Source organism: Microcoleus sp. Pol17C6 (assembly GCF_036701145.1).
In the GTDB taxonomy this organism is placed as follows: Bacteria; Cyanobacteriota; Cyanobacteriia; order Cyanobacteriales; family Microcoleaceae; genus Microcoleus.
On the sequence record NZ_JAUBQH010000019.1, the window covers coordinates 1 to 26,848 of the forward strand.

Genomic DNA, 26,848 nt, shown 5'->3' on the forward strand with positions numbered 1-26,848 from the left:
ATGTTTTGCTATTGCTAGGCTGTCTCTCTTGGAGCTTTTCGAGCTGGAGTTGTAATTTTTCAATCAGCTTCTGTTGGGTGAGCACAATTTTGACCAGCTCCTGGTGGCTCAACTGGTCAACCATTTCTAATTTTAGTGCTGCTGATAACTCTGGCTTTTCGCTCATCTGACTACATTACCATATTTTTCGGCTCTCTGCGGAACTATTTTTTACCTGAATCCTTACCCTTGTGCACCTTTGCTGACAGCATCGGCTAGGGCATTTTCCGCATTAAAAGAGGGTAAAGAAAAGTCGCAAACAGTGGGAACTAATTTGCCACCAGCAGCAGTAAGAGAGGCAACAAATTCATCTTTAAATGATATGTTATCGGGTGCTTGCGAGTCATAACAAACTGCAATATTAGTTTGGCGTTCTGTTTTAACTACATATTCTGCTAAGGGAGCTGCCATTACGCTAATATTGGGTACTGTCCGAAAGATGTAGCTGCCAAATCCTGAGAGATTATTGGCAAAGCTCGTCGGTGTCACCATTACCAGTTTTTCTTGCTGATATATCGGAGTCGCTTCGAGAGATGCGTTGCTAGCATTGTGTCCAATTACTGCTAGTATATTCTGATCTTGTGCTAAGGTCTTTGCAACTTCTCTCACCACTTCTGGACTGTTGTCATCGTTGACAATTTCTACTTGCAGTTGGGCGCTGTTGATGCCACCGCTACTATTGATTTCATCCTGAGCTTGGGCGACACCTCGAAGGATTTCTTGGGCGACATTGGGGTTGGTACCAATGGGGACGCTGACAGCAATTTTCAAGTAAGAACCATTGCTTGCTTTGGAATTATTCAAATAAATAATGGTTTCCGGGTCGTTGCGATTTTGTTGCAGCGATTTCTCAAAAGATTCGGCGGCAGCTTGGTAATTTGCCTCAGCAAAAGCTTGAACTCCTGCTTGTTTTGCTGCTGTTGTTTGGGAGGCTACCAATATTTGATTTCCTAAACTGATGCGATTTGCGATCGCACCCGACGGACTCGCACCTGATGGACTCGCACGCGATGTAGGTGTAGAAGTAGAAATAGAAGTAGATATATGTGAACTTTTGGATGCGAATAAACTGGGAAGGAACTTGTACGCACCAAACGCAATTAATCCGAAAGTAATAATAAAAAATGTAGGTCTCGGACTTTTGCTGTTATTGTTATGTTGGGACATCATGTTTTCTCCTTATATAATTTATACAGCTTCTACAGAAAAGCTGTTAACTACAATCAGTATTCAAGAGAGTTCTGTTAAAGTCAATTCATTAAATTCACTAATTATGTTCATAAAAGTCATATTTGTTTTTTTAGGCAAGCAGGATGCTTGCTCCACAAGGGTTTCAGCAGAATTGACTGTTTTTTGAGCGCGTTTATGGTGCGATCGTACACAGCGCATTTCCAGATAATGCTAGGGCGATGAGCGCACTACAAGTAATTGCGATCGACTTGGGTAAATTCATGTGTTTCTGTCCAACTATAGCCATCCTAAATCATTTGTGAAGTTTTTACTCCCTCCCCTTGATAAGGGGAGGGTTGGGGTGGGGTCAAACCTTTACGACTCATTTATGATTGCTAGATAAATGTCATAATCTTGTGCCTGTCATTTTCAGAGTAGTAAGGTTTGAGCATTTAATTTATGAGTTACCAACTACAGATAGACTCTGGCTTGGTCATCGGGCAAATTTTGGGAGTAATTACGTTTCCACTCAGGGATAGATAATTCAGGTTAGTCAAAGATTGTAATGGTTTGATGTTGCTGATTTGATTGTTGTCAAGACTGAGATAATCCAGTTCACGCAAAGATTGCAATGGTTTGATGTCGCTGATTTTATTGTCGCTGAGTCCGAGAAAAATCAATTGAGTCAAGGATGCTAGCGGTTTGATGTCGCTGATTTGATTGTTATCGAGTTCAAGCAAAGATAGTTGAGTCAATGATTCTAGCGGTTTTATATCGCTTATTTCATTTCTGCTGAGGTGTAGTTCAGTCAGTTGAGTCAAAGATTGCAATGGTTTGATATCACTGATTTCATTGTTGTCGAGGTAGAGTTGCGTGAGACTCGAAAGTTTCCGCTCGGCTGCATTGCACTCAGTAGTCTTAGATTTCCGCAACAACACTTCAACAGTATGCTTAGCTTCAGGACTCAGAGAAGCTTTTTCGCGACACCAATCACCAAATGTTTTGTTTGCGCTTTGCGTTTCTGCTGCTAAAACCGAAAGTCCATTTCCACATGATCCTAGACCGATCGCACTAAAAGCAGCTACCACCATCAAGGTTGACAAATTCACGTCTTTCTGTATAACCATAAACTTCATAATCTTGCACCTCTAATTCTCTGAACAGTAAAGTTTTAGAAGAAAAGCTGTAAGAGAGGACAACCGTCCTCTCTACAAACTGCACACATCAACTCAAATATCTAACAATTCACCAAATGCCGAATCAATATCAATCTCCGCAACAGCCACAGATTGAGCAACTGGTGAATGATTAGGAGACTCCGGCGACTTCACCGAATACCCATTTACTACTGGTGATTCAGCCACAGGTTCCACAACAACAGACTTAGATTTTTTGACATTAATTACAGGTGAATGTAGTCCATTTTCTCCATTCTTACTGGTTTCATTCCGCAGCAACATTGCCATCAAACCGTCCAGCAAACCCCCACTACCGCCGTTACCATTCACTGTGACATCGGGAACAACGCGAACGCTACCATCCGAAACCGCTTGCATCAGTTGCAACAGCGTGTAACTCTGCGTACCCAAAGCGTTGACACCAACTTGATAAGCATCCGCTTTTGCTTGTCCCATCAGCCGAATCCCTTCTGCTTCACCACTAGCGTGTTCGATCGCAGCAGTTGCACTCAGTTGGGCAATTTTCACCCCTTGTTCTGCCGCCACCACCTGATTTTGAATGTTTGCGATCGCAGTTGCACGCACCAATTCTTGACGTTGCGACTCTGAAATGCGCTGCACTTCGTAAGTTTTTTCTTGTTCCTGAGCAATTTTGCGATCGGTCAATGTTTGCATTAACTCTCCTGGCGGCGAAATCAAACCGATCAGCGTGTCAACAGCCTGCACATCATAGGCCCGCAGGGCTTGACGAACGTGTTCTGCCGCCTCTGCTTGGCGTTCGCTGCGCGCGATTAGAAAATCGAGTATTGTATATTCTTGAGAAGAATTGCGAAAATAATTGCCCACAATTGGACGCAGCACTTGGTCGATTAGATTTTGCATCGAACCTTGGCGCGAAATGACTCTCGGTGCATCCAAAGTACCGACATGAATGATCTGAAAAACTTCTAACTCAAAGGTGAATCCGTCAAAAGAAAGCAATTTCAAAGCACTTAACTTGGAGTCGTAGCCGTGTTCTCCGCTGAACCGCGATGTGAAGTTTAAAACAACATCGGTAGTGGGAACAAGTTCTACTTTCATCACTTTTGTATTGATGGGATGTTTGCCTGGGTAAAGCGGTTCTACCCACACACCTTTATCGCCTTTGTTGACGAGATTGCCGTGGGTAAAAGCGGCGCCGCTTACATCTTGGTGCGATTTTCCCACATAGGAAATTACTACCCCTACATAGCCGATCGGCACTTCCGTCATTTTTACCTGTTCTACTTGCACAAACCAGGGATTGAGGTTCCAAGAACCGGATAAAATCACCTGTTCTTGCAAGCCCCTGCGCCCGCCACCTTTGATGAAAGATTGCGCTTTTTGGAAATTGTCGTGACCGGGAATTATCGGTCCGGCAATTTCACCTTCATCAATCGGAATCCCGTCTAGCACGTTCGCAATTCCCACGCGATCTGGAGCAAGTTTGTATAGTTGAAATTCCGACGGCTGCATACCCTTTGCAGTGGCATTAGCTGAAGTAATGACTTCAAAGACAGCCGTATTAATCCGATAAGTACCAGTTGTGATTATGGCTAGTTGCCGTCCTTTTTCTCCACCGTCGGTGAGGAATTTGCGGGCATTTTGGAAATTGTCGCAATCGACGACTTTGCCTAAAATGCGATCGGGAGGAATGGTGGCTCCGTCATTGGCAATAATTAAACCGATTTCATCTTGAGGGACAACCACAACTGGTTCTTTGCGAATGCTATATTGCCAGGGGAAATAACCAAAATGCCAGCCGGGAGGAAGGGTATCTGCTTGCAAACCTCCTTCGCCATCGAGAGCAATCAATCTACTGGATGGCAAATTTTTGCGGGAAAATTTCTTGACAACAATTCCCACTTCTCGTTCGCCGATCGCAATTAATCCCAAAGTCCAGCCAATCTTGGGTATAAAGATGAAAACTAGGAACATTGCTCCTACGGGATAGATCCAAATCGGAATGCTAAATCCTTCTGCTTGGGCTGGTTGAACTTCCTGGGCTTGCGGCGGCGGATTGTTTTGAGCGGAAGTTGGCGGGGCAAAACCGCCTGCTGCTGCGATCGCAGTTGCGAAAGATACTGCTAATGGTAAAAGTTTGCGAAGCCAACGTGATTTAGTCATAGTTTTTAACCTGTTTTAAGCTCAAATGTACTGAAAAGTTGTTAACTACAATCAGTATTCAATAAATTTTTGTTGAAGTCAATTCATTAAAGTCATTAATTATATTCATAAAAGTCATATTTGGAATATGATTGTGCATGAAGTGCGATCGGTTGTACCCCAAAATGAGGGAATCAAAGTTTTACCAAATATTGAAAAGAGGACACGGCAATGCCGTTTGCCTACCCTAAAATAATCATGAGCACTTCATAAAAAATGTAACCACTGCCCGATTATTTGTAGGGAAACGGCACTGCCGTGTCCTGAATTTGGGTAAGATCAATATATCAACGGGTGCTCAGAAACCGGGTTTTTTGCGACAATACTTCTTTACAGCCCACAGATTCGGTAAAAACCCGGTTTCTTTGGTTGTGATGCGTAACTCCCGTTGATATTAACCACCGCCACCGCCACCACCGCCACCGCCACCGCCGCCACCGCCGCCACCCCCACCGCCACCGCCACTGTTATGGCTAATGACTGGAATTACTTCTTCGTACTCGCGATGGTAAGAGCAGCTTCCGCAGTGATGGGTAACTTGCTGCTTTCCTGAACGGCTAGTAGTTGCAGGAATCAAAACTTTATAAGTTCGTTTGAGATTGAACTTTGTACACTCAGGGCAGCGTCGATTTGCAATGGATGTGATAATTGCTAAAGCTGGAAAAAGTCCGAACAACATTAGAAAAAAAAGGGTCCAGGGGTCTATAAAAAAGCCTTCTTCTCCAGCAGAAGTTTGAGGGTTTCCAGTTTGTTGCCAACCAGGTTGAGGTATATTCAGAATTTGCTGGGTAAATGCAATTTGCACTTCTAATTCTTGTTGGGGTTGAATAGGCTGAGTTGCCACAAACTCAAATGTTTTAGGATCTACTTGACGCGGAACTGCGGCTGTACCAAAATTCGTAAACGAGAGAACTTTCCCTGACAAAGCTTCTGGTAATTGCACCGTAACTTTTCCCGTCTTAATCGGAGCTTTGCGACCCGCTGCAATGGCTTTCCAATAAACTAGAGTATTCTCACCATCTACCTGCAATCCGCCTACCACGCGATATTTGATGACAAAAGTATGTGATTCTGGCGCTTTTAATTGATGTTGCCAACGAATCCAAAGTTCATTGTTTTCAATGCCCGTGCTACTGGGAATTATTTGATTGTTTTCTTGAACGATGACATCTTTAATTTCATCTACCTTATCTAAAGGAATATAGCGATATCGTTCAGTGTTGTAGTCGGCTGTGAACACATATTTTTGATTTTCCGTAACTAACATATCTCCGTTGGTCTGAACGTCGATTGTGACGTTGATGTTATCCCAGTAAAACGGTAGTTGTTGGGCCCGTGCCTGAGTGACTGTGACCAGAAAGACGGTCAAGGAGGTCATTAAGAAACAAAGTATTTTTTTGAACTGTCCTTTTTTCATAATATAATTCCTACAAGAAATCTATTGATTACAATCATTCAATAGATTTCTTGTAAGGTCAATTCATAAAAGTCATTACTTTAGTTCATAAAAGTCATTTTTTTAGTTCATAAAAGTCATTTTTTTAGTCCTGCAGGGGTTGAAACCCGTACCCCTAAATAGTAACGGAGGACGCGGCAGTGCCATTTCCCTACCCCAAAATAATCGATCGCTCCCCTCGCATCTAACCATCACCCGATTAATTGTCGGAGGACACGGCAGTGCCGTTTCCCTACCTCAAAATCATCGCTCATCCCCGCGAAAGATGTAACCATCGCCCGATTAATTGTAGGGACACGGCAGTGCCGTGTGCTAACTGTGGGTTATATCAATATTCCTAATAAATTTAGCGTTGAAATACGACACTTAACAAACTTAAAACCGTGCAACCAAACACGGCTTCAAATGCATATCTTCGCGAAGGTTTGTAAGGGTAAGAATTCCACACGCGCAGTTCTCCATTAAAGCCCCGTGACGCTAAACTCAGCGAAACTTGACGGTAGTTTTCCAAAGTTCGCTGAAGCAATTGCCCGATTAAAATGCTTAAACTGTGCATTCCCCGCTTCCAAGTGCGATAGCCACAGCGCGAGTTTTGGGCGATCCAAAGTTCATCGGCGATCGCCAATAAGCTAAAAATAAACCGATACATTAGTAATAGCAGTTCTGTGACTAACTCTGGACAGCGTAATTGTCTGAGAATCTGCAAGACTTCGGTAAATGGCACCGTCAAGAGAATGAAATACATACAGCTTGTCGATGCGAAGGCGCGGGCAAATAGCAAGCTCACTTGGTATATTCCGGTGCGGCTCACATACAGATAAAAAGTGCCGATGCTAATGCCCCAACCTTGCCAAATATCCCACTGAATCGCGGGGATACGATCGCCCGCAACCGCACCCAGCGCCAAAGCAGGCAAACTTGTCAGCAAAAACATCAACGGTAGCGACAGCAACCGCAAATACAGTTTCCCCGGAATACCCGCATAGACGACGATCCAGACGGCCAACCACACGGCGATCGACAATTGGACGATCGCCCCAGAAACGAGAGACAGAATTAACAGGGCGATCGCAAAGGATAACTTGTGAGATGGCGGCAACCCCCGCAAGCGATTGGTATAAGCCAGACTATCAATCTGATGGTTCATTCCGACGATTTATTATCAGACTGCTGCCGAGATTGCGATCGGCCTTTATACAACCCAATGACGTACCCTACTACGCCAGCCCCCATCGCCGCTTGAGACGCAAACAATAGACTGGCAATTTCTCCGCTAGCCGGCTCAAACAAGTGATTGAACCAAGGTTTATAACCCGGTTGAATTTCGGTAATTGCTTTCTTAGCTTGGTCATCGGAACCGCCATATTCACCCCGCACAAAAACGAGAGGAAACGCTGCCAGAACAATCACAGCACCAGCCAAAAGCCAATTTTGCCGCGAAGTAGATTGGTAATTTTTTGTAGGTTTTTGATTCACGGCTTATGACTCCTGTCTCAATAATTTCAAAGTTTCAAGCTCTGGCTTCCCGTAAGAATGCAGCCAATTCCAGACCAATAGAGTCAGCAACCCTTCACTAATAGCCAGGGGTACTTGAGTGATAGCAAAGATGCCCGCAAACTTTAAAAACGAAGCGATAAAACCGCCACTTGCTGCGGGGAAAGCTAACGCTAATTGAATCGAAGTCGCCACATAAGTCAGTAAATCTGCCAAAGCTGCCGCACAAAAAATTGCCGCCCGCTGGCTGCCTGTTCGCAACAGCAATCGATAGATAAAATACGCAGCGAAAGGGCCGACAATTGCCATCGAAAACATATTCGCTCCCAGCGTTGTCAACCCACCATGCGCTAACAGTAACGTTTGAAACAACAGGACTAAAGCCCCCAGTACAGCCATCACCGAAGGGCCGAACAAAATTGCGCCCAAACCCGTACCCGTCGGGTGAGAACAACTGCCCGTTACCGAGGGAATTTTTAAAGCAGAAAGCACAAAAGTAAACGCACCCGCCAAAGCAAGCAATAGTTTAAGTTCCGGGTGTTCTTTTGTAATGCGAGTAATCGATCGCAACCCAAAGGCAAAAAAAGGCAACGCCACAATCCACCAAAATGCAGCCCATTGCACCGGCAAAAAACCTTCCGAAATGTGCATAGCTGCGGCGGGCGTTGCCGAAGCCAGGACAATATAACAACTCAAGCCAGCCATCAATCCCAAGCTGACCAATTTCCGATTTCTGGTCTTCACGCTGAACCTCGCAGATGAGACTATGTAAACTAACACATCGGCGGGCATCCTGACTCAGAAAGCGACATGACTCTCATTACAGTTGCGGGACAGCGCCGGACTTGCACCGAACTTTCCCCGTTTCCTCTAACGGCTGCTCCCCATTAGAACCGACTGGTTAGACATAGTTTAGTCGATCGTGTAAGTCTCAGCAAATCTTTTACAAAAATTACTTCCGATTAACTAAGTCAAAATTACCTATCATCTTCTCTTCTCTTCCTTCGCTTCTTCGCGGTTCGTTCAATAAATACTATCGCTCAACAAATCAACGGTATAATATTAGTGAGTTTTGAGGAAAGCCGCAATGTTACAGTACAACTTGCCGAGGAACTTGCCCTCCGCCGATGAACTACCAGACTCGGATGAAACGCCTGTGGATAACGAACTGCAAGAACTAATACCAGGGTTGTTAAAAGCAATCTTGCTGATACTTTGGGCAGAACGCATGGACTGGTTTTTTGGCATAGATATGGGTATCTATTATCACCCCGATCAACCGCCCATTGTCCCAGATGCTTTCTTAAGTTTAGGTGTAGAAAGGTTTTATGATGAAGAATTGCGTCCCAGTTACGTGCTGTGGGATGAAAATGTTTTGCCGACTTTTGTGCTGGAAGTAGTTTCCCCAACTTATCGCAAGGAATACAGCACAAAGTTGGAGGAATATCAAGCTTTAGGCGTACTTTATTACGTCATTTATTCTTCCCGCCGCCGCCGTAAACCGCGTTTGGAAGTACACAAGTTAGTCAATGGGAAGTATGAATTACAGCCAGGACATCCAGTTTGGATGCCTGAAATTGGTTTGGGGATTGGTTGTGAAAGAGGAAGTTATTCTGGGGTGACAAGGGAGTGGTTGTATTGGTATGATGCCGATGGAAAACGTTATCTGACTCCTGAAGAACAGGTGAAAGAATCCACGCAGCGCGCCCAACAGGAATCGCAGCGCGCCCACCAAGAAGCCCAGCGCGCCGATCGACTGGCCCAACGTTCCGATCGACTAGCTCAGCGATTGCGGGAGTTGGGGATAGATCCTGATAATCTCACCTGATGGCAATCAAGATTACCAGAGTGACGGACTCTAGACGCTCAGAAACCGGGTTTTGCAACCGAGATCGATCGTCCTCAACGAAAGATTTTCTGGAAAAAACCCGGTTGCTGCGTCCAGAAAAGTGTGAATATTTATCGCAAAAATCAGGAAATATCGAGCTAGATTTGGGAAAAACAGAGAGTTTGACGGGAAACATTGAGATGCAGCTCGAAAAAATGAAAATCAGCAGAGGTTATTAAATAATGGTCATGGATCTGCGTTCTTACGATGTCATCTGTTTTGGTGATGAAGTTCCAGGAGTTCTAGCTGTTGTCTCTGCCTCCAGAGAATATCTTCGCCGCACAAAGCGTTATCCGCGAATTCTGCTGATGTCTAAAGGAAGCTTGCAAGAAGGAATTGGCGGGCATTTGGTAAGAGGTGGCCTTGCTTATTTAGATAGAAGTCAGATTAGTGAACAACTTCAACAATCTTTAAAGTTAGATACCTTTGGTTCACCGGCGACAATCTATAAAGAGTTCCTGCAAAAATCCGGTGTTAAGGCAATTGCACTTGACCCCCGCAAAGCCAGTGCAGCGCTGAAAGAAATGCTAGTGCAAGCTGGGGCTGATCTCCTCAGCAAAGTAGAAATTAAATCAGTCACTAAAGCAGGCCAAAAAATTGCCAGTATAACCACCTCTCAAGGGGTAGTTTATGCCGGCAAGCAATTTATTGATGCCACTGTCAATGGCGAATTAGCTCAAGCTGCAGGTGTGAAAAAGCTGAATGGATTTGAAACATTGGGTCTGCCTAACTCAGAACTTCCAGTCACCCTCGTTTTTGAAACCCAAGGACTCAGTGCAAGAACCCTAAAAGAATTCGATTATATTTATCTAAAACGCTTCACCAACCTGGCCGATTCAGAGAGTCAAAAATTTGTGCTGTACGCTGCCGACAAAGATGCCCTACTAGCAGAAGAACTCCGGCGGGAAATGAAGGACACTAAAGGCAATCTCAAAACTCTGTGGGCGGGTAACGATTACATCGATGTTCGCTCGCCGGCTCTGTCTGTAGCTTACCACTCTTTTAGAGGAAGAAAACTATCTTTTTCTGAAACTGGCGTAATTTTAGATGAGGGAAATATAGCCATACTTCCAAATGACAGACTTTCGTGGAATGCGCTTTTATTCGCAGTCACCGCCAGCGAAGCGGAAGCCTTAGCCAGAAGCGGGAGCAAACCCACGGCTAATATGCAAAGAGAGATCTTATTTATTACAACTTGGCTGAAGAGTTTGGGGGCTACTTCTGTTACTTCTGCGTCAGAACTTTATATCAGACACGCTGGCAATGTGACGGGAGTTGTAGAACCTTTAACTGGCGCACAAATGCTGTTAGGTGGCGTACCTGCTAATGAAGCCCTGGCAACATTTAGCTATCATTTTGATGTACGGGGAGGTATCCAGGGTATTCGCGATAAAGCAACTCGTCTAGGATGGTTTAAAAGTCTGAGTTTTAAACACCCTATCTTTAATATTGGCATCCGCCACGCATTAATTAAAAACGTTCCTAACCTGGCAGTGGTAAGTCCGTGTTCTGGATTTGAAGGGTTTGCCTGTTCTGTCGGCAGAATTGTTGAATTCAACGCCGCAGTTGGTCAAGGTGTGGGTATCGCTGCGGTTAATGCTATTCTAAATAACAAAAATCTAGCCGATGTATCTAACCGAGAAGTGAGACAAGTTCTCGCCCAAACAGGTCAGTTACCTAAAATTTTTGGAACTCCAAATAATGGTGAGGCAATGCTATTGGCGCAATTCGAGACTCTTGCCAATTCGGATGCTATTGCGTAATATAAATTCCGGTTGCAGTCCTCCGGAATTGTTGACTGTTGACTAAAATTATGCTTTCGGGACAACGGACTGTTTGAACCTTTGAAAAATACCGATACAACCGGAAACGATATAATAGCAATTTCAATAAACAATGCAGTAGTAAATTGGGCAGGTGGAACGAAAATCAAGCCAAAAAAATTTAGCAAAAAATGAGTGAAATTGCTATTAGTATTATGCTACCTCGAACGACAAAAATCACTTTGGTTTGTAGTGAGGAATTTAATCCTCATAAAATTCTGAGCACTTCCGCCGTCACTACAAACCTATAACGGTGATTTTACCGGAAATTATATAATACCTCGATCGCCTGCACCGAATTATTGTGCTGCGCGCCCTTAACCGGTGAACAACTTTTCAACTTGAGACTTGGCTTGATTTTTCCAGCTTGGTTTCCCGCACAAACAAGAAAAGCGGGAAAGCACATGAAAACGAAACAAGCACACCCAGAAGTATGTACAGCCCTACAAAACTTATATCCAATCGTTTTGACTCAGCGTACATCCAAGTGCTTCCTGCTACAGTTGCGATAAACAAATCTAAACTTACCGATTTTGCAGCAAGATTAGCCGAACTCTCGTTTACAAAGTCGAGCAAGCCAGCATTGCTAAAAAACTGTAAGTTATAGTACCCAGGCAGCACAAGTCCCAGAATTGCTAGGATGAGATAAATGATTCGCTTAACGCTCATAATTACCCTACCTGTTCTTTGATCGAGTGTATTACCCTACTCGCTAACAACCAATCCTTACTTCTTCTGCGGGCACTTCGGATGAATCCCCCCCTGCAAACAAATGTAAGCAATTTGACTTTTATCTAAATTCTTAGCCTCCGCAAAATCAACTCCTAGGAATCGACCGGATTTACTACCAGTCGGACTTTGAATAAATTGATCCGAAGCTGTTTTCCCCAGAAACACAGCGCCTTTAAAATTCGCGCCCGCTAAATTTGCGCCCCTAAAATCAACCGAACTCACCTCCGCATTCCGCAAATTAGCATCTTGCAACCGAGCATCTTTTAAATTCACGTTGGCGAGTTTAGTCGAACTCAAATCGGCATTTTGTAAGTTTGCGCCGCTCAAATCAGCACCGGACAAATCAGCACCTTGCCATTCCGATTTAGACAAATTTGTCAAGGACAACTGAGCGCCTTGAGCCTTCACTTTTGCCAAACGCGCGCCTGACAAATCTGCTCCTGACAAATTCGCGCTTCCTATATCTGCCCCGGTAAAACTTGCATTTTTTAACAGTGCTTCCTGCAAATTGGCTCCAATTAAAATAGCACTGCTGAAATTAGCTGCATTCAAATTGCCGTTTGACAAATTAGCTTTGTTCATGACAGCGCGCACAAAATTAGTCCGGTTCATTACAGCACTGTTTAAAGACGCCCCGGTCAAATTTACTCCTTCCAAATTAGCGCCGCTCAAGTCAGAAATCCAATCGTCAAAGGTAGCCGGACGCCTGTCTTCGCCGGTGCCGTAAAAGCGAGATCCCTGCAAGCTGGCATTGGTTAAATTGGCATTTCTCAACTTAATTCCCGACAAGTCAACTTTGTTTAAAACTAAAGTAAACTGAGACGGGCCGGCAGGACTTTGAGCTAAATCCGTGCGACTGAGATCGACACCGTTGAGCTGGCTGCTATACACTGTGAGAATTTTGCCGATCGCCCTTTGTACTGTTCGCTGGCGGGCGGCCGCTAACTCGCGTTCCGGGGCCTTGCCGCCAAACCGCAGGGAATCGAGGTCGTTGCTGAGGGCCTGATTCAACCGCTGCAACTCAGGCAAAGCTTTCGGCCCGCTACTGACTAAAGCTTGCTGGATCGCGTCCAACATGGCGCGGTTGTCTTCTTGAGCTAGCAAATCCGCTAGCAGGGGTACGGCGCGGGAGTCTTCCACCGCCCCCAAAGCCAAAATAGCCGATCGCCTGCCCGATGCCCCGCTAGCCGATGTGGGAGACAATTTGCTGACTAAAGCTACAAATAATTCGTCGTTCCGCTGCCGGGAATCCCGCATATTTGCTTGACTTTGAGTGTAGATGAGAGTGCCGACAAACAAAGTTAAAATCAATCCCGCGCTGCCGACGGTAACTATCACTAAAGTGGTGCCCGGGTGTTGGCGCATCCAATTCCACAAACTGCGATTTACTTTCAGCCCGCTTTGTGGAGTCACAACCAAAGCCGCAATCTGCGCGTCTTCCTCAGTCCAATCTGGACTCTTGACAGGATTGTCAGACAGTTGATTCGATCGAGCGTTGACGACCAAAGTATTCGCTAGGCGATCGTGTCCGGATTGGCGTTTGTAGCGCAATGCAAAAGCGCCGTCTGCGAGCACTGCCAAGCCGCTGAGTCCCCCTAAAATCAGCAAATCAGGAAACGCACCGCTCAAGCGCCAAATGCCGTAAGCGACGCCCAGAGGCACTCCCCAGCGCCCCAAACTTTCGCGAATTAGCACTGGCCCAAAACCCGGAGGAATACCCGACGCTGTGACAACTTTGACGCCGAACCAGCGTTTGGGGAGAGTTTGACCGGTTCTGGCAAGCAAAAACAGTTGCCACCCCGCTAAAACTGCCGGTGCCAGCAGCGCCGCTGACCATAATAGATTAGTTAGGGGTGCGACTCTGGGGCTGCGATCGCGCACGGGTATGCCCAAGGTACGGGCGACGGTTTCGGATGCTGCTGCTACTGAGGAATTGAGCGGCACGGTTTGAGATTCCTGGTTGACCAATGCCCCGATACTGAAGGGAACGAGGGCGCTGGCCGCAATTAACGAAATTTCCACTGCCCAAGCGCCGCACCTGCGAACCAGCAGTGGCATTTGCTTGGATTGTGTTTGCCAAGACGGATCGGGTTGATTGATGCCGCTGGGCGCGGTGGGGTTAGCCATATTTAGAAATTCCTATTATTTGTCGTTAGTATTTGAGGACTGGGGGGAAATTGCCAATTTATACGCTATGTAGATTAGCACTCCGAGAACGGCAAGAGTCATCAGCGCTGAAATTAGCTGTACGACGCTATTAAAGACTGTCAGGACAATTATCGCTCCGACGGCAAAGGCTGCCACCTGCCCCGGTTTGGGGAGTCTTTGAAACTTGTCCAGTAATTGATTGTAGAAGGTTCCGACGGCTTGATAGCTGTCTGAATTTTGTGTGATGATTGGCGATCGTTCTACTTTAGCTTTTAGTTCTCCGAACGCTTGCTGCCAATTGAAGTTATTTTGAGGATTCATAAAAAAATTCCGAAGTTATTTTAGATTAATGTGTTTGGAACAGCCGTTATCCTCTACCGTCAAAGAACTAGAACCAAATGTCATTGTGTGAGGAAACATGAAGATCCATTATCCGGGCGATCGCGGCAAACTGTGGTTTAGCCCGATCGTGACCGTAGCCTTGGCAATGATTTTAGCGGATGCCGGTGCCCTTCGGAGCCAACCGCTACAAATTGCTCCGGGATTTCCCGAACCGCTGGGAGTTTCTGGAGTTTCCGGCGGCCCGAACAATAGTGGCGACTGCGGTTTTGTCTCCCAAGGACCGAACCACGTCATCGAAGTAACGCAGGATTTGCCTTACTGGCGGATTGCAGTACAAACCGCTGGAGCTCCAAGTTTAATGATTCAAGGGCCGAGGGGGCGTTTCTGCGTGCTGCCGGCGAATGCTGCTGCGGGGAATGTAGAATTTTCCGGTTATGGGGACAAGGGGACTTATGTTATTTTTGTGGGCGATCGATCTCAAGGTCAACACCCTTACTCTCTCTCTATTTCCCAAAAGCGAAATTAAAAATACAACGGAATTAGGAGGCTGGCTGTTAGAAAATGGCTTTTTTGCGATCGTCAAGAAGCCTGCTTTTTAACAGCAAGTGCGTTAACTAGGGATTTCCTATCAATTTTGTATTTGGTTTTTAACCCACTTCCGAAACAATCTGAGAGTTTGACTCGTGCCCACTGTTTGGCTTTGTTCGCAATATTGAGAAATAGCTTCAATAATTGGCAGATTGGGAAAAGTCGGACTAATTTCAGATTCAACATATTTCCCATCTTGAAGCACATTAATCAGAAGCTTCTTATTTTCATAGCGCCATATTTCAGGTACCCCCAGAGCTTCGTAAGCGTCCAGTTGAGTCTTGGAAGTTAAATCGACTTCAATTGCTAAGTCTGGCGGCGGATCGACAGTTAAGTCTATCCGCTTTTTACCAATCATTCGAGCATAATTCTGAATGTAAAAGCAGTTGTCAGGTTCAATACCTTGTAACATACTTTTTCGCTTAAAAGTCGTCGAACCAAAACATTCTCGATCGATTTCAAGTTCTTCGAGTAAGATTTTCACCATATCGCCAATGATTTCCTTATTGAATTCATGTTCTGGTAGTGGCATCCTAATCTCCAAAGTTCCTTGACTGTAAGCTATTCTAGAGCCACGGTGTTCTCCCAACTCTTCTAAAATTGCTTCAAATTCCTGCCACTTGACATCATCTAACAGCACTCTATGTCCAGGTGGTACAATGATTTGTCTTAATTGCAGCGTTACCATTTGAATCTCCGATTTATTTAAGTTTATGATAACTTGTCTGTATCGGTAATTGGGCATTGGGAAACAGTCAGGTTTGTAGTGAGGACTTCAGTCATCAAAGCCTGATTTGTTCTCTAACCCATTGCCGAAACAATCTGAGAGTTTGACTCGTCCCCACTGTTTGGCTTTGTTCGCAATATTGAGAAATAGCTTCAATAATTGGCAGATTGGGAAAAATAGGACTAATTTCCGATTCAACATATTTCCCATCTTGAAGCACATTAATCAGAAGCTTCTTATTTTCATAGCGCCATATTTCAGGTACTCCCAGAGCTTCGTAAGCGTCCAGTTGAGTCTTGGAAGTTAAATCGACTTCAATTGCTAAGTCTGGCGGCGGATCGATTGTTAAGTCTATCCGCTTTTTACCAATCATTAGAGCGTAATTCTGAATGTAAAAACATTCATCAGGTTCAATTCCTTGTAACATACTTTTTCGCTTGAAAGTCGTCGAACCAAATGGTTCAAAATCTATTTCTAGTTCCTCAAACAAAATTTTCACTAAATAGCCAATAATGATTTTAGCTTTCTCGTGTTCTGGTAGTGGCATCCTAATCTCTAAAGTTCCTTGACTGTAAGCTATTCTAGAGGGACGGTGTTCTCCCAACTCTTCTAAAATTGCTTCAAATTCCTGCCAGTTGACATCATGGAACAGCACTCTATGTCCTGGGGGTACACTGATTTGTTTTAATTGCAGAGCTACCATTTCAACCTCCGATTTATTTAAGTTTATTATAACTAATACAATCTTTTAATTTGAGTGGGTACACGGCGCCGCCTCAACTTAATTTACTGGTAACGGTCGCCAAAAATCGAGAAGTCTAATCTGCGTTTTTTTGCTGGTTATAAAGTTCCTTAAACTTGCGCTGCTGCTGGTTGTGATCTACGATCGGAGAGGGATAATGAAGAAGTCGGCGCTCTAAAGGTGAAAGATTTCCTGTTAGCAAAACTTTAGTATCAACGCGGCGCAATTCTGGAACCCAGTGCCGAATATATTCGCCCTCCGGGTCAAATTTTTGAGCTTGAGTCGCAGGATTGAATATTCGCAAAGGTTTCGGGTCCATGCCGCTCGATGCACTCCACTGCCAGCCGCCATTGTTAGCAGAAAGGTCGGCATCTATCAATTTTTGCATGAAGTATTTTTCACCCCACTGCCAGTTAATAATTAAATCTTTGGTGAGGAAACTGGCGACTATCATGCGGCAGCGATTGTGCATCCAACCTGTCTGATTTAACTGCCGCATTGCTGCATCAATAATAGGATAGCCAGTTTTGCCTTTACACCAAGCTTGAAAGAGCTTTTCATCGTTATCCCACGGAAAGTCTTTGAATGCTGGACGGTAGGGGCCGTCTGCTAATTCTGGGAAGTTATACATGGCGTGTTGGTAAAATTCCCGCCACGCTATTTCCTGTTGCCAAGTACGGATGCTTGTACACGCTTCTTCGCTGCGGCAAGTGTCCATTACTATCTGGGTAGCTTGCCAAACAGTGCGGATGCCAATTGCGCCAAATTTGAGGGCTGCACTGAGTTGGGATGTGCCGTTAATGGCGGGGAAATTGCGCTGTTCTTGATATTCGTAAATTGCCCGATCGCAAAATTCTTCTAATTTTTGTTGCGCTGCGTCTTCTCCGGGTTCTATTACTAATGGATTTTCCCAAATAAATCCCAAACTAGAGGCAGTTGGCACTGTTTCCATTGCACCTGCTTGGTTCGCGATTGCTTGTTCTTCGGCAGTTAATCCGGTCATTGATTCCAGATAAGTTATCGGCAGTGTCTCTACGGGTTGGGCTTTGGGTTTACTATTCCATTTTTTCCAAAATGGTGTATAAACTGTGTAGGGAGTCCCTGTACCACTGCGAATTTCATCTGGGGCGTGCAGGACTTGATCCCAGAAATTTTGAACTTGAATTCCTGCTTGTTGGAGGGCGTTTGATACGGACTGATCGCGCTGTTTTGCGTAGGGTTCAACATCCCAGTTCCAAAATACTGCTTGAGCATTTATAGCTGTTGCTAATCTCGGTATTCCTAGACTCGGGTCATCTTGAATTATCAGCAATTGGCTGCCGGCTTCCCTGTAACGCGCGGAGAGTTTTTGCAAGCAGCCGATCATGTATGTGACTCTAGCTGGCGCTACGTCATCCCGATTTAGGATATTGCGATCGAGACAAAAAATTCCGACTACTTTCGGGCTTTGCTGGCGCGCTGCTGCCAGTCCGATGTTGTCAGAAATACGCAAGTCGCGGCGGTGCCAAAATAAAATTAGATTGGAGATATCGGACATTTTTTTGATTAAATTTTAACTTTATACATTTCGCCGTAGGGTGCGTATCGGCGACCTTACTACGATATATTAAGTAGGGTGCGAAGAGCGCACCTTACCGCTATTTCAACGACCTTTTATCTGTCACTCACATATCGGATTTACATCAAAAAGGGACGTGCCAAGAAAAAGCTAGAAATAGATTTTGCATCAATGGGTTCCCCAGCTAAGATAGCTTTCTCTAATTCTTCCGGGGTGAATAAAACTGTCTCCATGTCTTCGTCATCGTCTTGTGCTGGTGGCTTGTCCAGTTTTTCCAAATCTTGGGCTAAGAAAGCATAAATGATTTCGTCGGAATAACCGGGGGCGAGAAAAAATTGCCCTAGTTTCTGCCATTTTCCGGCGCGATATCCGGTTTCTTCTTCGATTTCGCGTTTGATAGTTTCGGCGGGATTTTCATTGATTTCTACCGTACCAGCGGGAAATTCTAAAATTCGCCCTTTTGTGGCAAAGCGATATTGGCGTACCAAGACGAGTTTACCTTCGGGTGTGACGGGAACTGCAAGTGCTCCGCCCGGGTGGCGAATACATTCCCACTCGCCTTCGGAACCGTTGGGAAGACGGAGGGTGGCTACGTCAAAGTTGAATTTGCGCCCTTGGTAAAATAGGCGTTGTTTGAGGAGTTGGGGTAGTTCTTGACCGATCGACATAAGCGACAAGCGAATAATGTTTGAGTGCACCGATTTTAGACATCATAGGCGATCTCATACGGTTTTAGATTTGAGATTTTAGATTTTACATTGGGAATGACTGATAACTCTCACATTTTGGAGCTTACCTACGGTTGCATTTTTTGTGAAACTGCTACGATCCGTGAATTGTACTCAATTTTTACAGTTGCAATTTTTGCACTCCGGAACAGTCTGCGGTTTGCAGGAGTTGGACGATCGCACTTTTCGTCACCGGATGCACCCAATCCGGGGCAATTTCTGCTAAAGGTACTAATACAAAAGCTCTTTCGCTCATCCGGGGATGAGGTAGAGTCAGTGTCGGAGTTTCTAGGATTAAATTGTCGTACAGCAGCAAATCTAGGTCGAGGGTTCTTGGCCCCCATTTTTCTCTGCGAATTCGATTAAATTTTATTTCAATTTTTAATAAAGTTGCTAGCAATTGTTCTGGTTCTAGTGCCACTTCGAGGATGGCACAGGCGTTGATGTAATAGGGTTGCGGCGGTCCAACGGGGGCGGTTTGATACCAGCTTGAATGAGATTTTACGGCTATTCCTGTGCTGTTGTTGATGGTTACGATCGCGCTTTTGAGTGTGGCGAGGGAGTCGCCTAAGTTGCTACCGAGGGCGATCGCACATTTTGTTGATTTCATAAAGAAGAAGGTTCGGCAACGGATTGTGTAACGGATGTAACGGATGTCAGGAAGAAGGAAGAGGGAAGAAGAGTAACGCGGGGGCGGGTTGATCGATCTCCTTTACTACCGACAAATATTTCGAGTAAAACCCGCCCCTAAAAGCCTAATTTTTGGTGGTAAATTGATTTGACAGGACACTTTTTTAGGGAAATATGGTGACACAAAACTTTATTTTAATCAAATATTAACATACTGTTAATTTTTATTAACTATCATTGACAAGTGTTAGTATTTAGTTTCAAAAATAATGAATTTGTACCTACGCTTATTGTCGGCTATCATTCTAGCAATTATTAGTTTAGCAGCAAGTATATCAATAGGTTTGGCTGAAACAAAAGAGCGCTACATTACCCTAGATTCGGACGGCAGTCAATCTTTTGCGAGTTTAGTGCAGCAGGCGGAAGATTTAGCGAAAGAGTCGATCGCCCGCGAGTTTCAAGAAAATCCGGCATTAACAGAAGTTACAATCATCATTACAGCCGATCGCAGCCGGCAAAGAGTTCCGGTTTTGCGATCGAGAGTATCGCAGCCACGACTGGCAGAAAGATGCGAGAATCGAACATTGAACTAGATATTTTGCCGATGCTCAATTGCTGCTGGGATTCAGAGACGGCAATATTTCGCCTGCACATTATGGGTCTTCGCAAGTGATTAATGTACCTGCGCCCTGTCGCTCGACATCCCGAAAAAACGATCCGGGTTTTCGAGATGATTGAAATAGTGGTAATCGGGCAGGGGGCATGGAGAATTGGTAACAAACAACAAACAACCAATAACCACTAAAAAATAACCACTAACCAATTTATATAACTTATTATGGCTCTACCGGATGTTTGGGGTAAAAAGCAGTAGCTGATACATTTTTTGGGGACAATGAAGGCTGAAAACCTTGAGAAAGCTAGATTATAAGCTGGCGTTATCACCACCACTATGGGAGAACCCTTATTATTAACCCAAATAAAATGTGATTTTAATTAACCTTCAGGTTAACTCCGCTTAATTTAATAGTGATAAAGTTGCATACAGAATCATTTGATTAGGGATGTTGGGTTGAATAAGGAATTTATGTCTAAAATAACTCGCCGACAACTGCTAATTTTCTTCGGCAGCAGTGCAGCTACCACTGTGCTTGCCCCTCAACTAACTAAAACACTATTCGGCATCAATTCCACCTCGGCGGAAGCTGTAGTTCCGCTATCTTTCACTCCGTTAAGACTTCCCCACCCGCTGCCAATTTATCGAGAAATGCCCAGCTTTATGCCGACGGGCTTAAACGGAGAGGGAACCGTGATGGCTGCCTCACAGGATACTAAATTAACGAGTTACAGAATTGTTGACGATGTGGTTGTGCCGCCGGAATACGAACGCTACGTGATTCTCCGCTGGGGCGATCGAGTTTTCCTTGATCCGGCAGACTATTTCGGCTACAACTGCGACTACACGGCCTTCCTGCCCCTTCGCGGCAGCAATCACGATGGCTATCTCTGGGTAAACCACGAGTACGTATGCTTTCCGATGTCGAAAGCGGCACCCGATACCCAGTCAGATGTGGCATCGTTCCCGGCGAGCGATCGCGCCGTCCTCGGTATAGACTTATCCGTAAAAAATCAGGCTACCCTCGGCGAATTTTTGTACAATCTCGGCGGTTCGATAGTTCGCATCACCAAACAAGCCAACGGACGCTTTGGGGCGATCGCCCGCGATCCCATCAACCGCCGTATCCACGGACTTTCCGGCCTCGGCATCAACAGCCAGCGTACCGACAAATACAAAGATGTCACCTCCTGGGGAACCAGACAAGGCGACGACAACTATCTTACAGGTACGGGCCCGGCAGCCACCCAAGTCTTCGCGCAAGTAAACACCGACGGACTTGGAAACCGCATCATCGGTACAGCCTACAACTGTTCCGGCGGCACAACCCCTTGGGGCACAATCCTCTCCGGCGAAGAAAATTTCCAAGGTAGCGAACTATTCTTTGTGGGAGTTCAGGAAAACGTCAAACCCAACGGCAGCCAAACCGGCTACGCCAAGGGCACTACCGGCGAGGAATTCGGCTTAGTCGGCGAAAAATACGGCTGGATGGTAGAAGTCGACCCTCAAGATTCGAGTTTCCGCCCCCGCAAACACACGGCTTTAGGCCGTTTCCGCCACGAAAACGTCGCGATTCGCGCTGAAGCAGGCCGCAGATTAGTAGTGTACATGGGGGAGGATCGACGCGGCGGACACACCTGGAAATTTGTCAGCAGCGGTACTGTCACCAATCCCGCAGATAAAAACAACAGCCGCTTGTTTGAAGACGGCACTTTGTACGTTGCCCAATATCACAGCAACGGTACAGGAAAATGGTTGCCACTCACTCTAAATAGTCCCACAAATCCGGTGCGTCCTTCTCAAGTTGGCGAGGCGGAATTAGCAAGTTTGGGCAAGGCTCAAAGAGATGCCAATACTCGCTTGCCCAAACGCGCCGGAATTGCCGAGCAAACCGAAGACGGCGGTTCTTTTGTAGTAGATACAACTAATGAAGCAACAGCACTTCCCGCCTACACAAATAAAACTCTTGCTAATTTCTACAGCAGCCAAGGTGCACTTTTAGTGGATGCTTTCTTAGCGGCTAATTTGAGTGGTGGCACTCCGACGGCGCGGCCGGAAGATTTGGAAGTTAATCCTACTACTAAGGAAGTTTTCATTGCTTATACTGACGCCGCACCCGGAAGCGACGGCTATCCAGATTCTCGCATTTTTACTGTTGCTAAATACGATAGCGCAGTCAACAGCACTCAGCAGTCGGGAGGACTGTATAAGATAATTGAAGACAGTCCTGATGGTGAAGGTTTGACCTTCCGCTGGCAGCGTTTGGCTCAAGGTGGAGAGGCGGGTGCGGTAGCTGGGGCGGGATTTGCTAATGTGGACAATTTGGTTTTTGACACTCAAGGCAATGTTTGGGGCGTGACTGATATGTCTACGAGCACGCACAATGGTTTTGATGTGGGTCCGGCTGGAAACCCAACGACGATCGACCACAACAAGACTGGAAATGTGTCAGATTTTACTGGTGTTTTCGGCAACAATTGGCTGTTTTATATCCCGACTTCTGGGCAGAATGCAGGAACTGTAATTCCGTTTGCTTACGGCCCGAATCGGTGCGAAATGACGGGGCCGACTTTTGTCGGAGATACGCTGTTGCTTTCGGTGCAGCATCCGGGGGAAGATTGCCCGATCGATGATGGTACTGTACTCAGTCGGCAAATTGAAATGTTGGATTTGAACGGTGCTGTTTTCAATCAGACTCGTAGTGTTTCTCGTGGCAGTTTGTGGCCCAGTAATATCTCGAATGATGCGCGCAGATCGCCGATGCCGTCGGTGATTGGAATGCGTCGGGTGCGATCGACTCCAACGGGTCAGTTTGTTTAAATCTCACATCTTGCACCATACTCAAGAACAGGCCGGAAAGCCTGTTCCACAAAGAGTAAATTTTCTTGTGGAACAGGCCGCAAAGCCTGTTCCTAAAAAGCTTATTGAAAATGGTGCAACATCTAAGTTTAAATAGGACTTACGCATCCGGGGCCAGAAACCTGGTTTTTACGAATCTGGAGTAAGATTGAATGAACCGCGAGGCACGCGGACGCGAAGAAAGAGAAGGAAGAAGATACTGTTCTTTATTCGCGCTCTTCTCGTCTTCGCCGTTCGTTCAAATAATTTAAAAAAGCCCTAGGAAAATTAATATCAAATCCCTTGAGCGCGAAATTTTTAAGAAAATTGTACTTGGCGATATAAGTCGGCGATCGCAATTTCTAGATTCACCGATTCAAGTTGCAAGGAATCGCCAAAACCATACTGGGAGAGAACCCATTGCCCTTGTCTATCGCGCCGAAACATCCGGAAGTGCTGTAATTCATTATCTCAAGTTCTTGGATGTCCCTGTTCCCACCTGATTCATACCTGAATTCAGCAACATCGATCTGTGGTATTCGGAACATTATTCTATTATAAGTCTTGTCTGAGCTTCACAAATTTTAAGTAGGATTCCGCTACTTCTAAAAACGGTTTTATCTAAGATCGTAAGTATTGCCAACCATAATTTTTGTAACTAATTTTTGTTAGTTAAAGGAATAGCGATCGCGAATTCCGTTCCCTTTCCTGGTTCGGAGACGCATTCGATTTTTCCGCCGTGTCTCTCTACTATAATTTGGTAAGTTATTGATAAGCCGATTCCCGTACCTTTGCCTACTTGTTTAGTAGTATAAAATGGATCGAATATTTTCCGTCGGACTTCTTCTTTCATTCCCGATCCATTATCTGAAATCCGAATTTCGGCCATTTTGCCCTCAATTTTAGTAGCAATCTGAATCGTCGGAATGAAATATAGATCCTTAGAATTCGGCAACGACAGCTTCTCTTCCAAAGTATCGATCGCGTTGTTAATTAAATTCATAAAAGCCTGGTTTAATTGTCCTGCATAACACTCTATCGCTGGTAAATCTCCATATTCTTTCACAATTCTAATTTCCGAGTGATGCGAGTTAGCTTTTAAGCGATTTTGCAAAATTAATAGCGTACTATCAATGCCTTCATGGAGATTTACTTTTTTGCGATCTGACTCATCTAAACGCGAAAAATTACGTAATGACAGGACAATCTGCTGGATGCGTTCGGTTCCAACTTTCATCGAATTGATAGTTTTTGGTAAGTCTTTAACTAAAAATTCTAAGTCTATATTATCAGCTTCTAGTTTAATTTCTTTGGCTGGTTCGGGATAGTATTTTTGATACAAATTTAACAAACGAATTAAATCAGCTATATACTCGCTGGAATAACTAATATTACCGTGGATAAAGTTTACTGGATTATTAATTTCATGCGCGACACCTGCTACCATCTGACCCAAACTCGACATTTTTTCAGCTTGAATTATCATTGTTTGGGTACGTCGTAGTTCCTCCAAAAGAGATTCTAACTGTAAAGCTCTTTCTCTTAGTTTTGCTGGCGTACTTACCAAAACAAATATTGCACCTCCAGCTAATATAGCACTGAAACTAGCAGCTATCCATAACCATTTAGAAATAGGTGAATTCTCAATCCAGCCATCTTTTGGAATAGCTGCTAACTGCCAGGAGCCATTAGGTAAAGTTACTTCTAAAGTAACAGGGGATCGCTGGAAAACCTTAGCATCTCCAAAAAATACTTCTCCAGCAGCGCCCAATCCATCTTTCCCCCGAATCGCATATTTAAGCTTGGCAGATGAGTCTAACAGTCCCGCTTCTTTTAATAAAATATTCCAATCAATACCAATGCTTACCATTCCCCAATAGCGACCGCTTTCAGGAGGTTTGCCGACAGGAGTCAGAAAAATTGGGGTACGAGTAATCAAAGCCATGTTACCCTGTTCGATTAATTTAACTGGCCCCGAAACTACAGTGTTTCTAGTATCAATTGCTCTTTGAAATGGCTTTTTTTCTTCTGGTATTTTCAGGGGTGCAAATCCTAAAGCACCTTCTTGACCTGCTAAAGGATAAAGATGGGTTGCAATTGAATTTTTGAACAATGCAGCGCTAGGAATACCGGGTTGCTTGGCTACGATAACTCTAGTCAAATTTTCAAACTCTGCTTGGCTAATATTTGGATTGCTTACTGAAATATAAGCTACCAAACCTTGCATTACAAATAATCGCTGGTTTAAAGAACCTTCAAGCTTAGCTCTCACCGTGCTAAGTTGGTCTAGTACAGCAACGCGGTTTTCCTGCTGGAAATGTTCGTTTTCTAAACGAATGAATAGCTCGGCGATCGCTAAAACGAGCGTCGCTGTTAAAAAGGCTGCTAGATAGGGTAAGTACCTGATTTTCACGTTCTTATTATATTAGAGCTAATTTGTAAACAAAAGATTAAGCAGACAGCCTGCGGGTCATCAAACGGATGAGCGACCCGTAAATCATCGCTTCACTGGTCTGGGTGTATAGTTCATAGTCCTTACTCAAGTGTTGAAACTGATTGAGCCAGCCAAAAGTACGCTCGACAATCCAGCGCTTAGGCAAAATCTCAAATTCCTTTGATGTCCGCTCAATCACCTCCACTCGTACCCCACTCTATCGTTGCTACCGAAAAAAATTCCCCCAAAGTTTCCGACTCTGGCTTTAGATCGGGAAATAGAGATATTTCGATTTTGCCATGACTCAACATAGAGAGACTGGCCACAGCTCCTCTGATCTGTTCCGGCTTGACTTCCAGATACCTTTGCAACTGCTCTAAATTCCTGTGTCCGCTCACTTCCTGCACGATTCTTAAGGGGATGCCAGCATTAGACATCTGGGTAAGGGCAGTCCTGCGGAAGCTGTGAGAACTGGCTCCCTCGATGCCAACTCGCTTAAAAGCCTGTCGCAAGATTAAGCCGGCCGCGTCGCTGGTGATGTGTCCCAAGCGAGTGTTACAGCACTTCCGGATGTTATGAGGTACAGTAGCAGCAATTAGTAAACCAGTTCTTGAGATGTTTCGGGTTAATTAAATCAAGAGCCAGAGCAATTATCGTATCAACCCTTTTAGTGGTGGTTCGCGAAAACTGTCGCAATAAAGATTTAAGCTGCGACCACCATAATTCAATCGGATTAAAATCCGGAGAGTATGGGGACAAACATAAAATAGAAGCACCCACAGATTCAATCATCGATGTAATTGAATCTACTTTATGAGCGGGTAAATTATCCATCACTACTACTGCTCCCGACGACAATTGTGGCACTAAACATTGCTCAATAAATACCTCAAATGCTTTGCCATCCATTGAGTTATCCATTGTCATGAGCGCCACTACTCGCTTCAAACTAATTGCACCAATTACTGTGACTTTTTTACCTCGGTAAAAAGGTTTAACCGCATAGGCTCTCGTTCCTCATTGAGAACGTGCATGAGTTCTGGTTAAACAAGCGTAATACTCCTGTCTCATCTAAAAAAACTAGATCTTTTTGGTCGATCAGCTTGACTTTTTCCCAATACTCTAACCTTAACTTCATGACTTTTTCTGTTCCGGCTTGGCTACTTCTCACTGTTTTTTTGACGATTTAATCCCAACTTTTGTAAGGCGTTACACATGGCTGTTCTACCCACCCAATTTCCAGTATTCTGGCCAAATAACTCACACAATTCTAGTAAGGTTGCATCAGGATGTGCTGCCACTATTTCTCTCAAAGAAGCTGTGGAATTATTCAAATGACTGTATCTCGGTTTCCCCCTGGGTTTCGGCTCTAAATTTCCCTCGATTTTTTGTTGCTTGACCAGTTTTTGAACAGAGCTTTTACTGACGGAAAATATCGCTGCTGTTTTTCGGATCGACAGATTCTGCTCGATATGGGCTGCTACTATGAAAGAAGCGCAAATCTATTGAGTATGCTTTCATTGGTATATTATT

The 26,848-nt window shown here is 44.8% G+C and carries 24 protein-coding genes, 2 pseudogenes and 1 riboswitch; of the genes and pseudogenes, 6 read left to right on the forward strand and 20 right to left on the reverse strand.

Going from position 1 to position 26,848, the window contains the following annotated elements; translation table 11 throughout:
* Window positions 1-222: 222 nt before the first annotated feature.
* The 7 genes from QUA25_RS11740 to QUA25_RS11770 all read right to left on the reverse strand — a co-directional run bounded on the left by QUA25_RS11740 (window position 223) and on the right by QUA25_RS11770 (window position 8,226).
* A complete protein-coding gene (locus tag QUA25_RS11740; protein WP_333037818.1) occupies window positions 223-1,209 on the reverse strand; it encodes an ABC transporter substrate-binding protein in 987 nt (328 codons plus the stop codon).
* Between the two features lie 464 nt (window positions 1,210-1,673).
* Entirely contained in the window at window positions 1,674-2,345 is a 672-nt protein-coding gene (locus tag QUA25_RS11745; RefSeq protein WP_333037821.1) for a leucine-rich repeat domain-containing protein, read from the reverse strand.
* 93 nt (window positions 2,346-2,438) lie between these two features.
* Window positions 2,439-4,532 (reverse strand): SPFH domain-containing protein, encoded by a 2,094-nt coding sequence (locus QUA25_RS11750; protein WP_333037823.1) that lies wholly within the window; start codon window positions 4,530-4,532, stop codon window positions 2,439-2,441.
* A gap of 433 nt (window positions 4,533-4,965) precedes the next feature.
* Window positions 4,966-5,988 (reverse strand): DUF2207 domain-containing protein, encoded by a 1,023-nt coding sequence (locus QUA25_RS11755; RefSeq protein ID WP_333037825.1) that lies wholly within the window; start codon window positions 5,986-5,988, stop codon window positions 4,966-4,968.
* Window positions 5,989-6,373: 385 nt separating this feature from the next.
* On the reverse strand, window positions 6,374-7,174 hold the full coding sequence (cbiQ, locus tag QUA25_RS11760) for a cobalt ECF transporter T component CbiQ (RefSeq protein ID WP_333037827.1): 801 nt from the start codon (window positions 7,172-7,174) through the stop codon (window positions 6,374-6,376).
* Window positions 7,171-7,503 carry an energy-coupling factor ABC transporter substrate-binding protein gene (locus QUA25_RS11765; RefSeq protein WP_333037829.1) on the reverse strand — a complete coding sequence of 111 codons (333 nt, stop codon included), beginning with the start codon at window positions 7,501-7,503 and terminating at the stop codon, window positions 7,171-7,173. Before QUA25_RS11765 ends, cbiQ begins: the two co-directional genes overlap by 4 nt.
* A 3-nt stretch (window positions 7,504-7,506) precedes the next feature.
* Window positions 7,507-8,226 (reverse strand): energy-coupling factor ABC transporter permease, encoded by a 720-nt coding sequence (locus QUA25_RS11770; RefSeq protein ID WP_333038009.1) that lies wholly within the window; start codon window positions 8,224-8,226, stop codon window positions 7,507-7,509.
* Window positions 8,227-8,287: 61 nt separating this feature from the next.
* Window positions 8,288-8,434, reverse strand: a riboswitch (cobalamin riboswitch).
* A 174-nt stretch (window positions 8,435-8,608) separates the two neighbouring features.
* Between QUA25_RS11770 and QUA25_RS11775 the strand changes: the two genes are divergently transcribed.
* From QUA25_RS11775 to QUA25_RS11785, 3 genes are read left to right on the forward strand one after another with little or no spacing between them, the layout of a single operon-like run.
* Window positions 8,609-9,349, forward strand: a complete 741-nt coding sequence (locus QUA25_RS11775; RefSeq protein ID WP_333037831.1) for a Uma2 family endonuclease — start codon at window positions 8,609-8,611, stop codon at window positions 9,347-9,349.
* Between the two features lie 20 nt (window positions 9,350-9,369).
* Window positions 9,370-9,588 carry a hypothetical protein gene (locus tag QUA25_RS11780; protein WP_333037833.1) on the forward strand — a complete coding sequence of 73 codons (219 nt, stop codon included), beginning with the start codon at window positions 9,370-9,372 and terminating at the stop codon, window positions 9,586-9,588.
* Between the two features lie 9 nt (window positions 9,589-9,597).
* Window positions 9,598-11,172, forward strand: coding sequence for an FAD-dependent oxidoreductase (locus QUA25_RS11785; protein WP_333037834.1), 1,575 nt, complete (start codon window positions 9,598-9,600; stop codon window positions 11,170-11,172).
* A gap of 396 nt (window positions 11,173-11,568) precedes the next feature.
* Here the strand turns inward: QUA25_RS11785 and QUA25_RS11790 are convergent, their stop codons facing one another.
* Genes QUA25_RS11790 through QUA25_RS11800 form a run of 3 tightly spaced genes read right to left on the reverse strand, consistent with a single transcriptional unit; the run spans window position 11,569 to window position 14,433 of the window.
* Window positions 11,569-11,901 carry a DUF2834 domain-containing protein gene (locus QUA25_RS11790; protein WP_333037836.1) on the reverse strand — a complete coding sequence of 111 codons (333 nt, stop codon included), beginning with the start codon at window positions 11,899-11,901 and terminating at the stop codon, window positions 11,569-11,571.
* 57 nt (window positions 11,902-11,958) lie between these two features.
* Window positions 11,959-14,091 carry a pentapeptide repeat-containing protein gene (locus tag QUA25_RS11795; RefSeq protein ID WP_333037839.1) on the reverse strand — a complete coding sequence of 711 codons (2,133 nt, stop codon included), beginning with the start codon at window positions 14,089-14,091 and terminating at the stop codon, window positions 11,959-11,961.
* A 15-nt stretch (window positions 14,092-14,106) separates the two neighbouring features.
* A complete protein-coding gene (locus QUA25_RS11800) occupies window positions 14,107-14,433 on the reverse strand; it encodes a hypothetical protein (protein WP_333037842.1) in 327 nt (108 codons plus the stop codon).
* 97 nt (window positions 14,434-14,530) lie between these two features.
* On the opposite strand from QUA25_RS11800, the gene QUA25_RS11805 reads away from it, so the two are divergent.
* Window positions 14,531-14,980 (forward strand): hypothetical protein, encoded by a 450-nt coding sequence (locus tag QUA25_RS11805; RefSeq protein WP_333037845.1) that lies wholly within the window; start codon window positions 14,531-14,533, stop codon window positions 14,978-14,980.
* 102 nt (window positions 14,981-15,082) lie between these two features.
* Here the strand turns inward: QUA25_RS11805 and QUA25_RS11810 are convergent, their stop codons facing one another.
* The 5 genes from QUA25_RS11810 to folK form a co-directional block, all read right to left on the reverse strand.
* Window positions 15,083-15,730, reverse strand: coding sequence for a Uma2 family endonuclease (locus tag QUA25_RS11810; protein WP_333037847.1), 648 nt, complete (start codon window positions 15,728-15,730; stop codon window positions 15,083-15,085).
* Between the two features lie 94 nt (window positions 15,731-15,824).
* The gene (locus tag QUA25_RS11815) at window positions 15,825-16,472 is read right to left on the reverse strand and encodes a Uma2 family endonuclease (RefSeq protein ID WP_333037849.1); all 648 of its coding nucleotides are present in this window, start codon (window positions 16,470-16,472) and stop codon (window positions 15,825-15,827) included.
* 115 nt (window positions 16,473-16,587) lie between these two features.
* Window positions 16,588-18,039: an FAD-binding domain-containing protein gene (locus QUA25_RS11820; protein ID WP_333038011.1), complete on the reverse strand. Its 1,452-nt coding sequence runs from the start codon at window positions 18,037-18,039 to the stop codon at window positions 16,588-16,590.
* 149 nt (window positions 18,040-18,188) lie between these two features.
* Window positions 18,189-18,737: an NUDIX hydrolase gene (locus QUA25_RS11825; protein ID WP_333038012.1), complete on the reverse strand. Its 549-nt coding sequence runs from the start codon at window positions 18,735-18,737 to the stop codon at window positions 18,189-18,191.
* A gap of 181 nt (window positions 18,738-18,918) precedes the next feature.
* Window positions 18,919-19,407 (reverse strand): 2-amino-4-hydroxy-6-hydroxymethyldihydropteridine diphosphokinase, encoded by a 489-nt coding sequence (gene folK, locus QUA25_RS11830; protein ID WP_333037851.1) that lies wholly within the window; start codon window positions 19,405-19,407, stop codon window positions 18,919-18,921.
* 289 nt (window positions 19,408-19,696) lie between these two features.
* Here folK and QUA25_RS11835 point away from each other — a divergent pair, with 289 nt between their 5' ends.
* Complete coding sequence (locus QUA25_RS11835) at window positions 19,697-20,020, forward strand: hypothetical protein (RefSeq protein ID WP_333037852.1); 324 nt, start codon at window positions 19,697-19,699, stop codon at window positions 20,018-20,020.
* A 494-nt stretch (window positions 20,021-20,514) separates the two neighbouring features.
* On the forward strand, window positions 20,515-22,863 hold the full coding sequence (locus QUA25_RS11840) for an alkaline phosphatase PhoX (protein WP_333037853.1): 2,349 nt from the start codon (window positions 20,515-20,517) through the stop codon (window positions 22,861-22,863).
* A 676-nt stretch (window positions 22,864-23,539) separates the two neighbouring features.
* Here the strand turns inward: QUA25_RS11840 and QUA25_RS11845 are convergent.
* From QUA25_RS11845 to QUA25_RS29470, 5 genes and pseudogenes are all read right to left on the reverse strand, one after another.
* On the reverse strand, window positions 23,540-25,294 hold the full coding sequence (locus QUA25_RS11845) for an ATP-binding protein (protein ID WP_333037854.1): 1,755 nt from the start codon (window positions 25,292-25,294) through the stop codon (window positions 23,540-23,542).
* A gap of 37 nt (window positions 25,295-25,331) precedes the next feature.
* Window positions 25,332-25,520 (reverse strand): annotated as a pseudogene (locus QUA25_RS11850) (transposase); the annotation flags it as partial.
* A complete protein-coding gene (locus QUA25_RS11855; protein WP_333037855.1) occupies window positions 25,507-25,863 on the reverse strand; it encodes a tyrosine-type recombinase/integrase in 357 nt (118 codons plus the stop codon). The gene QUA25_RS11855 and the pseudogene QUA25_RS11850, both read right to left, overlap by 14 nt.
* A 25-nt stretch (window positions 25,864-25,888) precedes the next feature.
* Window positions 25,889-26,320 (reverse strand): annotated as a pseudogene (locus tag QUA25_RS11860) (transposase); the annotation flags it as partial.
* Window positions 26,321-26,475: 155 nt separating this feature from the next.
* Complete coding sequence (locus QUA25_RS29470) at window positions 26,476-26,775, reverse strand: helix-turn-helix domain-containing protein (protein ID WP_445304865.1); 300 nt, start codon at window positions 26,773-26,775, stop codon at window positions 26,476-26,478.
* Window positions 26,776-26,848 lie beyond the last annotated feature (73 nt).

Excerpts from the sequence above, each read along its gene's own strand:
- QUA25_RS11740 (WP_333037818.1), bottom strand. The coding sequence starts at position 1,209 with ATGATGTCCCAACATAACAATAACAGCAAAAGTCCGAGACCTACATTT.
- QUA25_RS11745 (WP_333037821.1), bottom strand. The coding sequence starts at position 2,345 with ATGAAGTTTATGGTTATACAGAAAGACGTGAATTTGTCAACCTTGATG.
- QUA25_RS11750 (WP_333037823.1), bottom strand. The coding sequence starts at position 4,532 with ATGACTAAATCACGTTGGCTTCGCAAACTTTTACCATTAGCAGTATCT.
- QUA25_RS11755 (WP_333037825.1), bottom strand. The coding sequence starts at position 5,988 with ATGAAAAAAGGACAGTTCAAAAAAATACTTTGTTTCTTAATGACCTCC.
- cbiQ (WP_333037827.1), bottom strand. The coding sequence starts at position 7,174 with ATGAACCATCAGATTGATAGTCTGGCTTATACCAATCGCTTGCGGGGG.
- QUA25_RS11770 (WP_333038009.1), bottom strand. The coding sequence starts at position 8,226 with ATGGCTGGCTTGAGTTGTTATATTGTCCTGGCTTCGGCAACGCCCGCC.
- QUA25_RS11775 (WP_333037831.1), top strand. The coding sequence starts at position 8,609 with ATGTTACAGTACAACTTGCCGAGGAACTTGCCCTCCGCCGATGAACTA.
- QUA25_RS11785 (WP_333037834.1), top strand. The coding sequence starts at position 9,598 with ATGGATCTGCGTTCTTACGATGTCATCTGTTTTGGTGATGAAGTTCCA.
- QUA25_RS11790 (WP_333037836.1), bottom strand. The coding sequence starts at position 11,901 with ATGAGCGTTAAGCGAATCATTTATCTCATCCTAGCAATTCTGGGACTT.
- QUA25_RS11795 (WP_333037839.1), bottom strand. The coding sequence starts at position 14,091 with ATGGCTAACCCCACCGCGCCCAGCGGCATCAATCAACCCGATCCGTCT.
- QUA25_RS11800 (WP_333037842.1), bottom strand. The coding sequence starts at position 14,433 with ATGAATCCTCAAAATAACTTCAATTGGCAGCAAGCGTTCGGAGAACTA.
- QUA25_RS11805 (WP_333037845.1), top strand. The coding sequence starts at position 14,531 with ATGAAGATCCATTATCCGGGCGATCGCGGCAAACTGTGGTTTAGCCCG.
- QUA25_RS11810 (WP_333037847.1), bottom strand. The coding sequence starts at position 15,730 with ATGGTAACGCTGCAATTAAGACAAATCATTGTACCACCTGGACATAGA.
- QUA25_RS11815 (WP_333037849.1), bottom strand. The coding sequence starts at position 16,472 with ATGGTAGCTCTGCAATTAAAACAAATCAGTGTACCCCCAGGACATAGA.
- QUA25_RS11825 (WP_333038012.1), bottom strand. The coding sequence starts at position 18,737 with ATGTCGATCGGTCAAGAACTACCCCAACTCCTCAAACAACGCCTATTT.
- folK (WP_333037851.1), bottom strand. The coding sequence starts at position 19,407 with ATGAAATCAACAAAATGTGCGATCGCCCTCGGTAGCAACTTAGGCGAC.
- QUA25_RS11835 (WP_333037852.1), top strand. The coding sequence starts at position 19,697 with ATGAATTTGTACCTACGCTTATTGTCGGCTATCATTCTAGCAATTATT.
- QUA25_RS11840 (WP_333037853.1), top strand. The coding sequence starts at position 20,515 with ATGTCTAAAATAACTCGCCGACAACTGCTAATTTTCTTCGGCAGCAGT.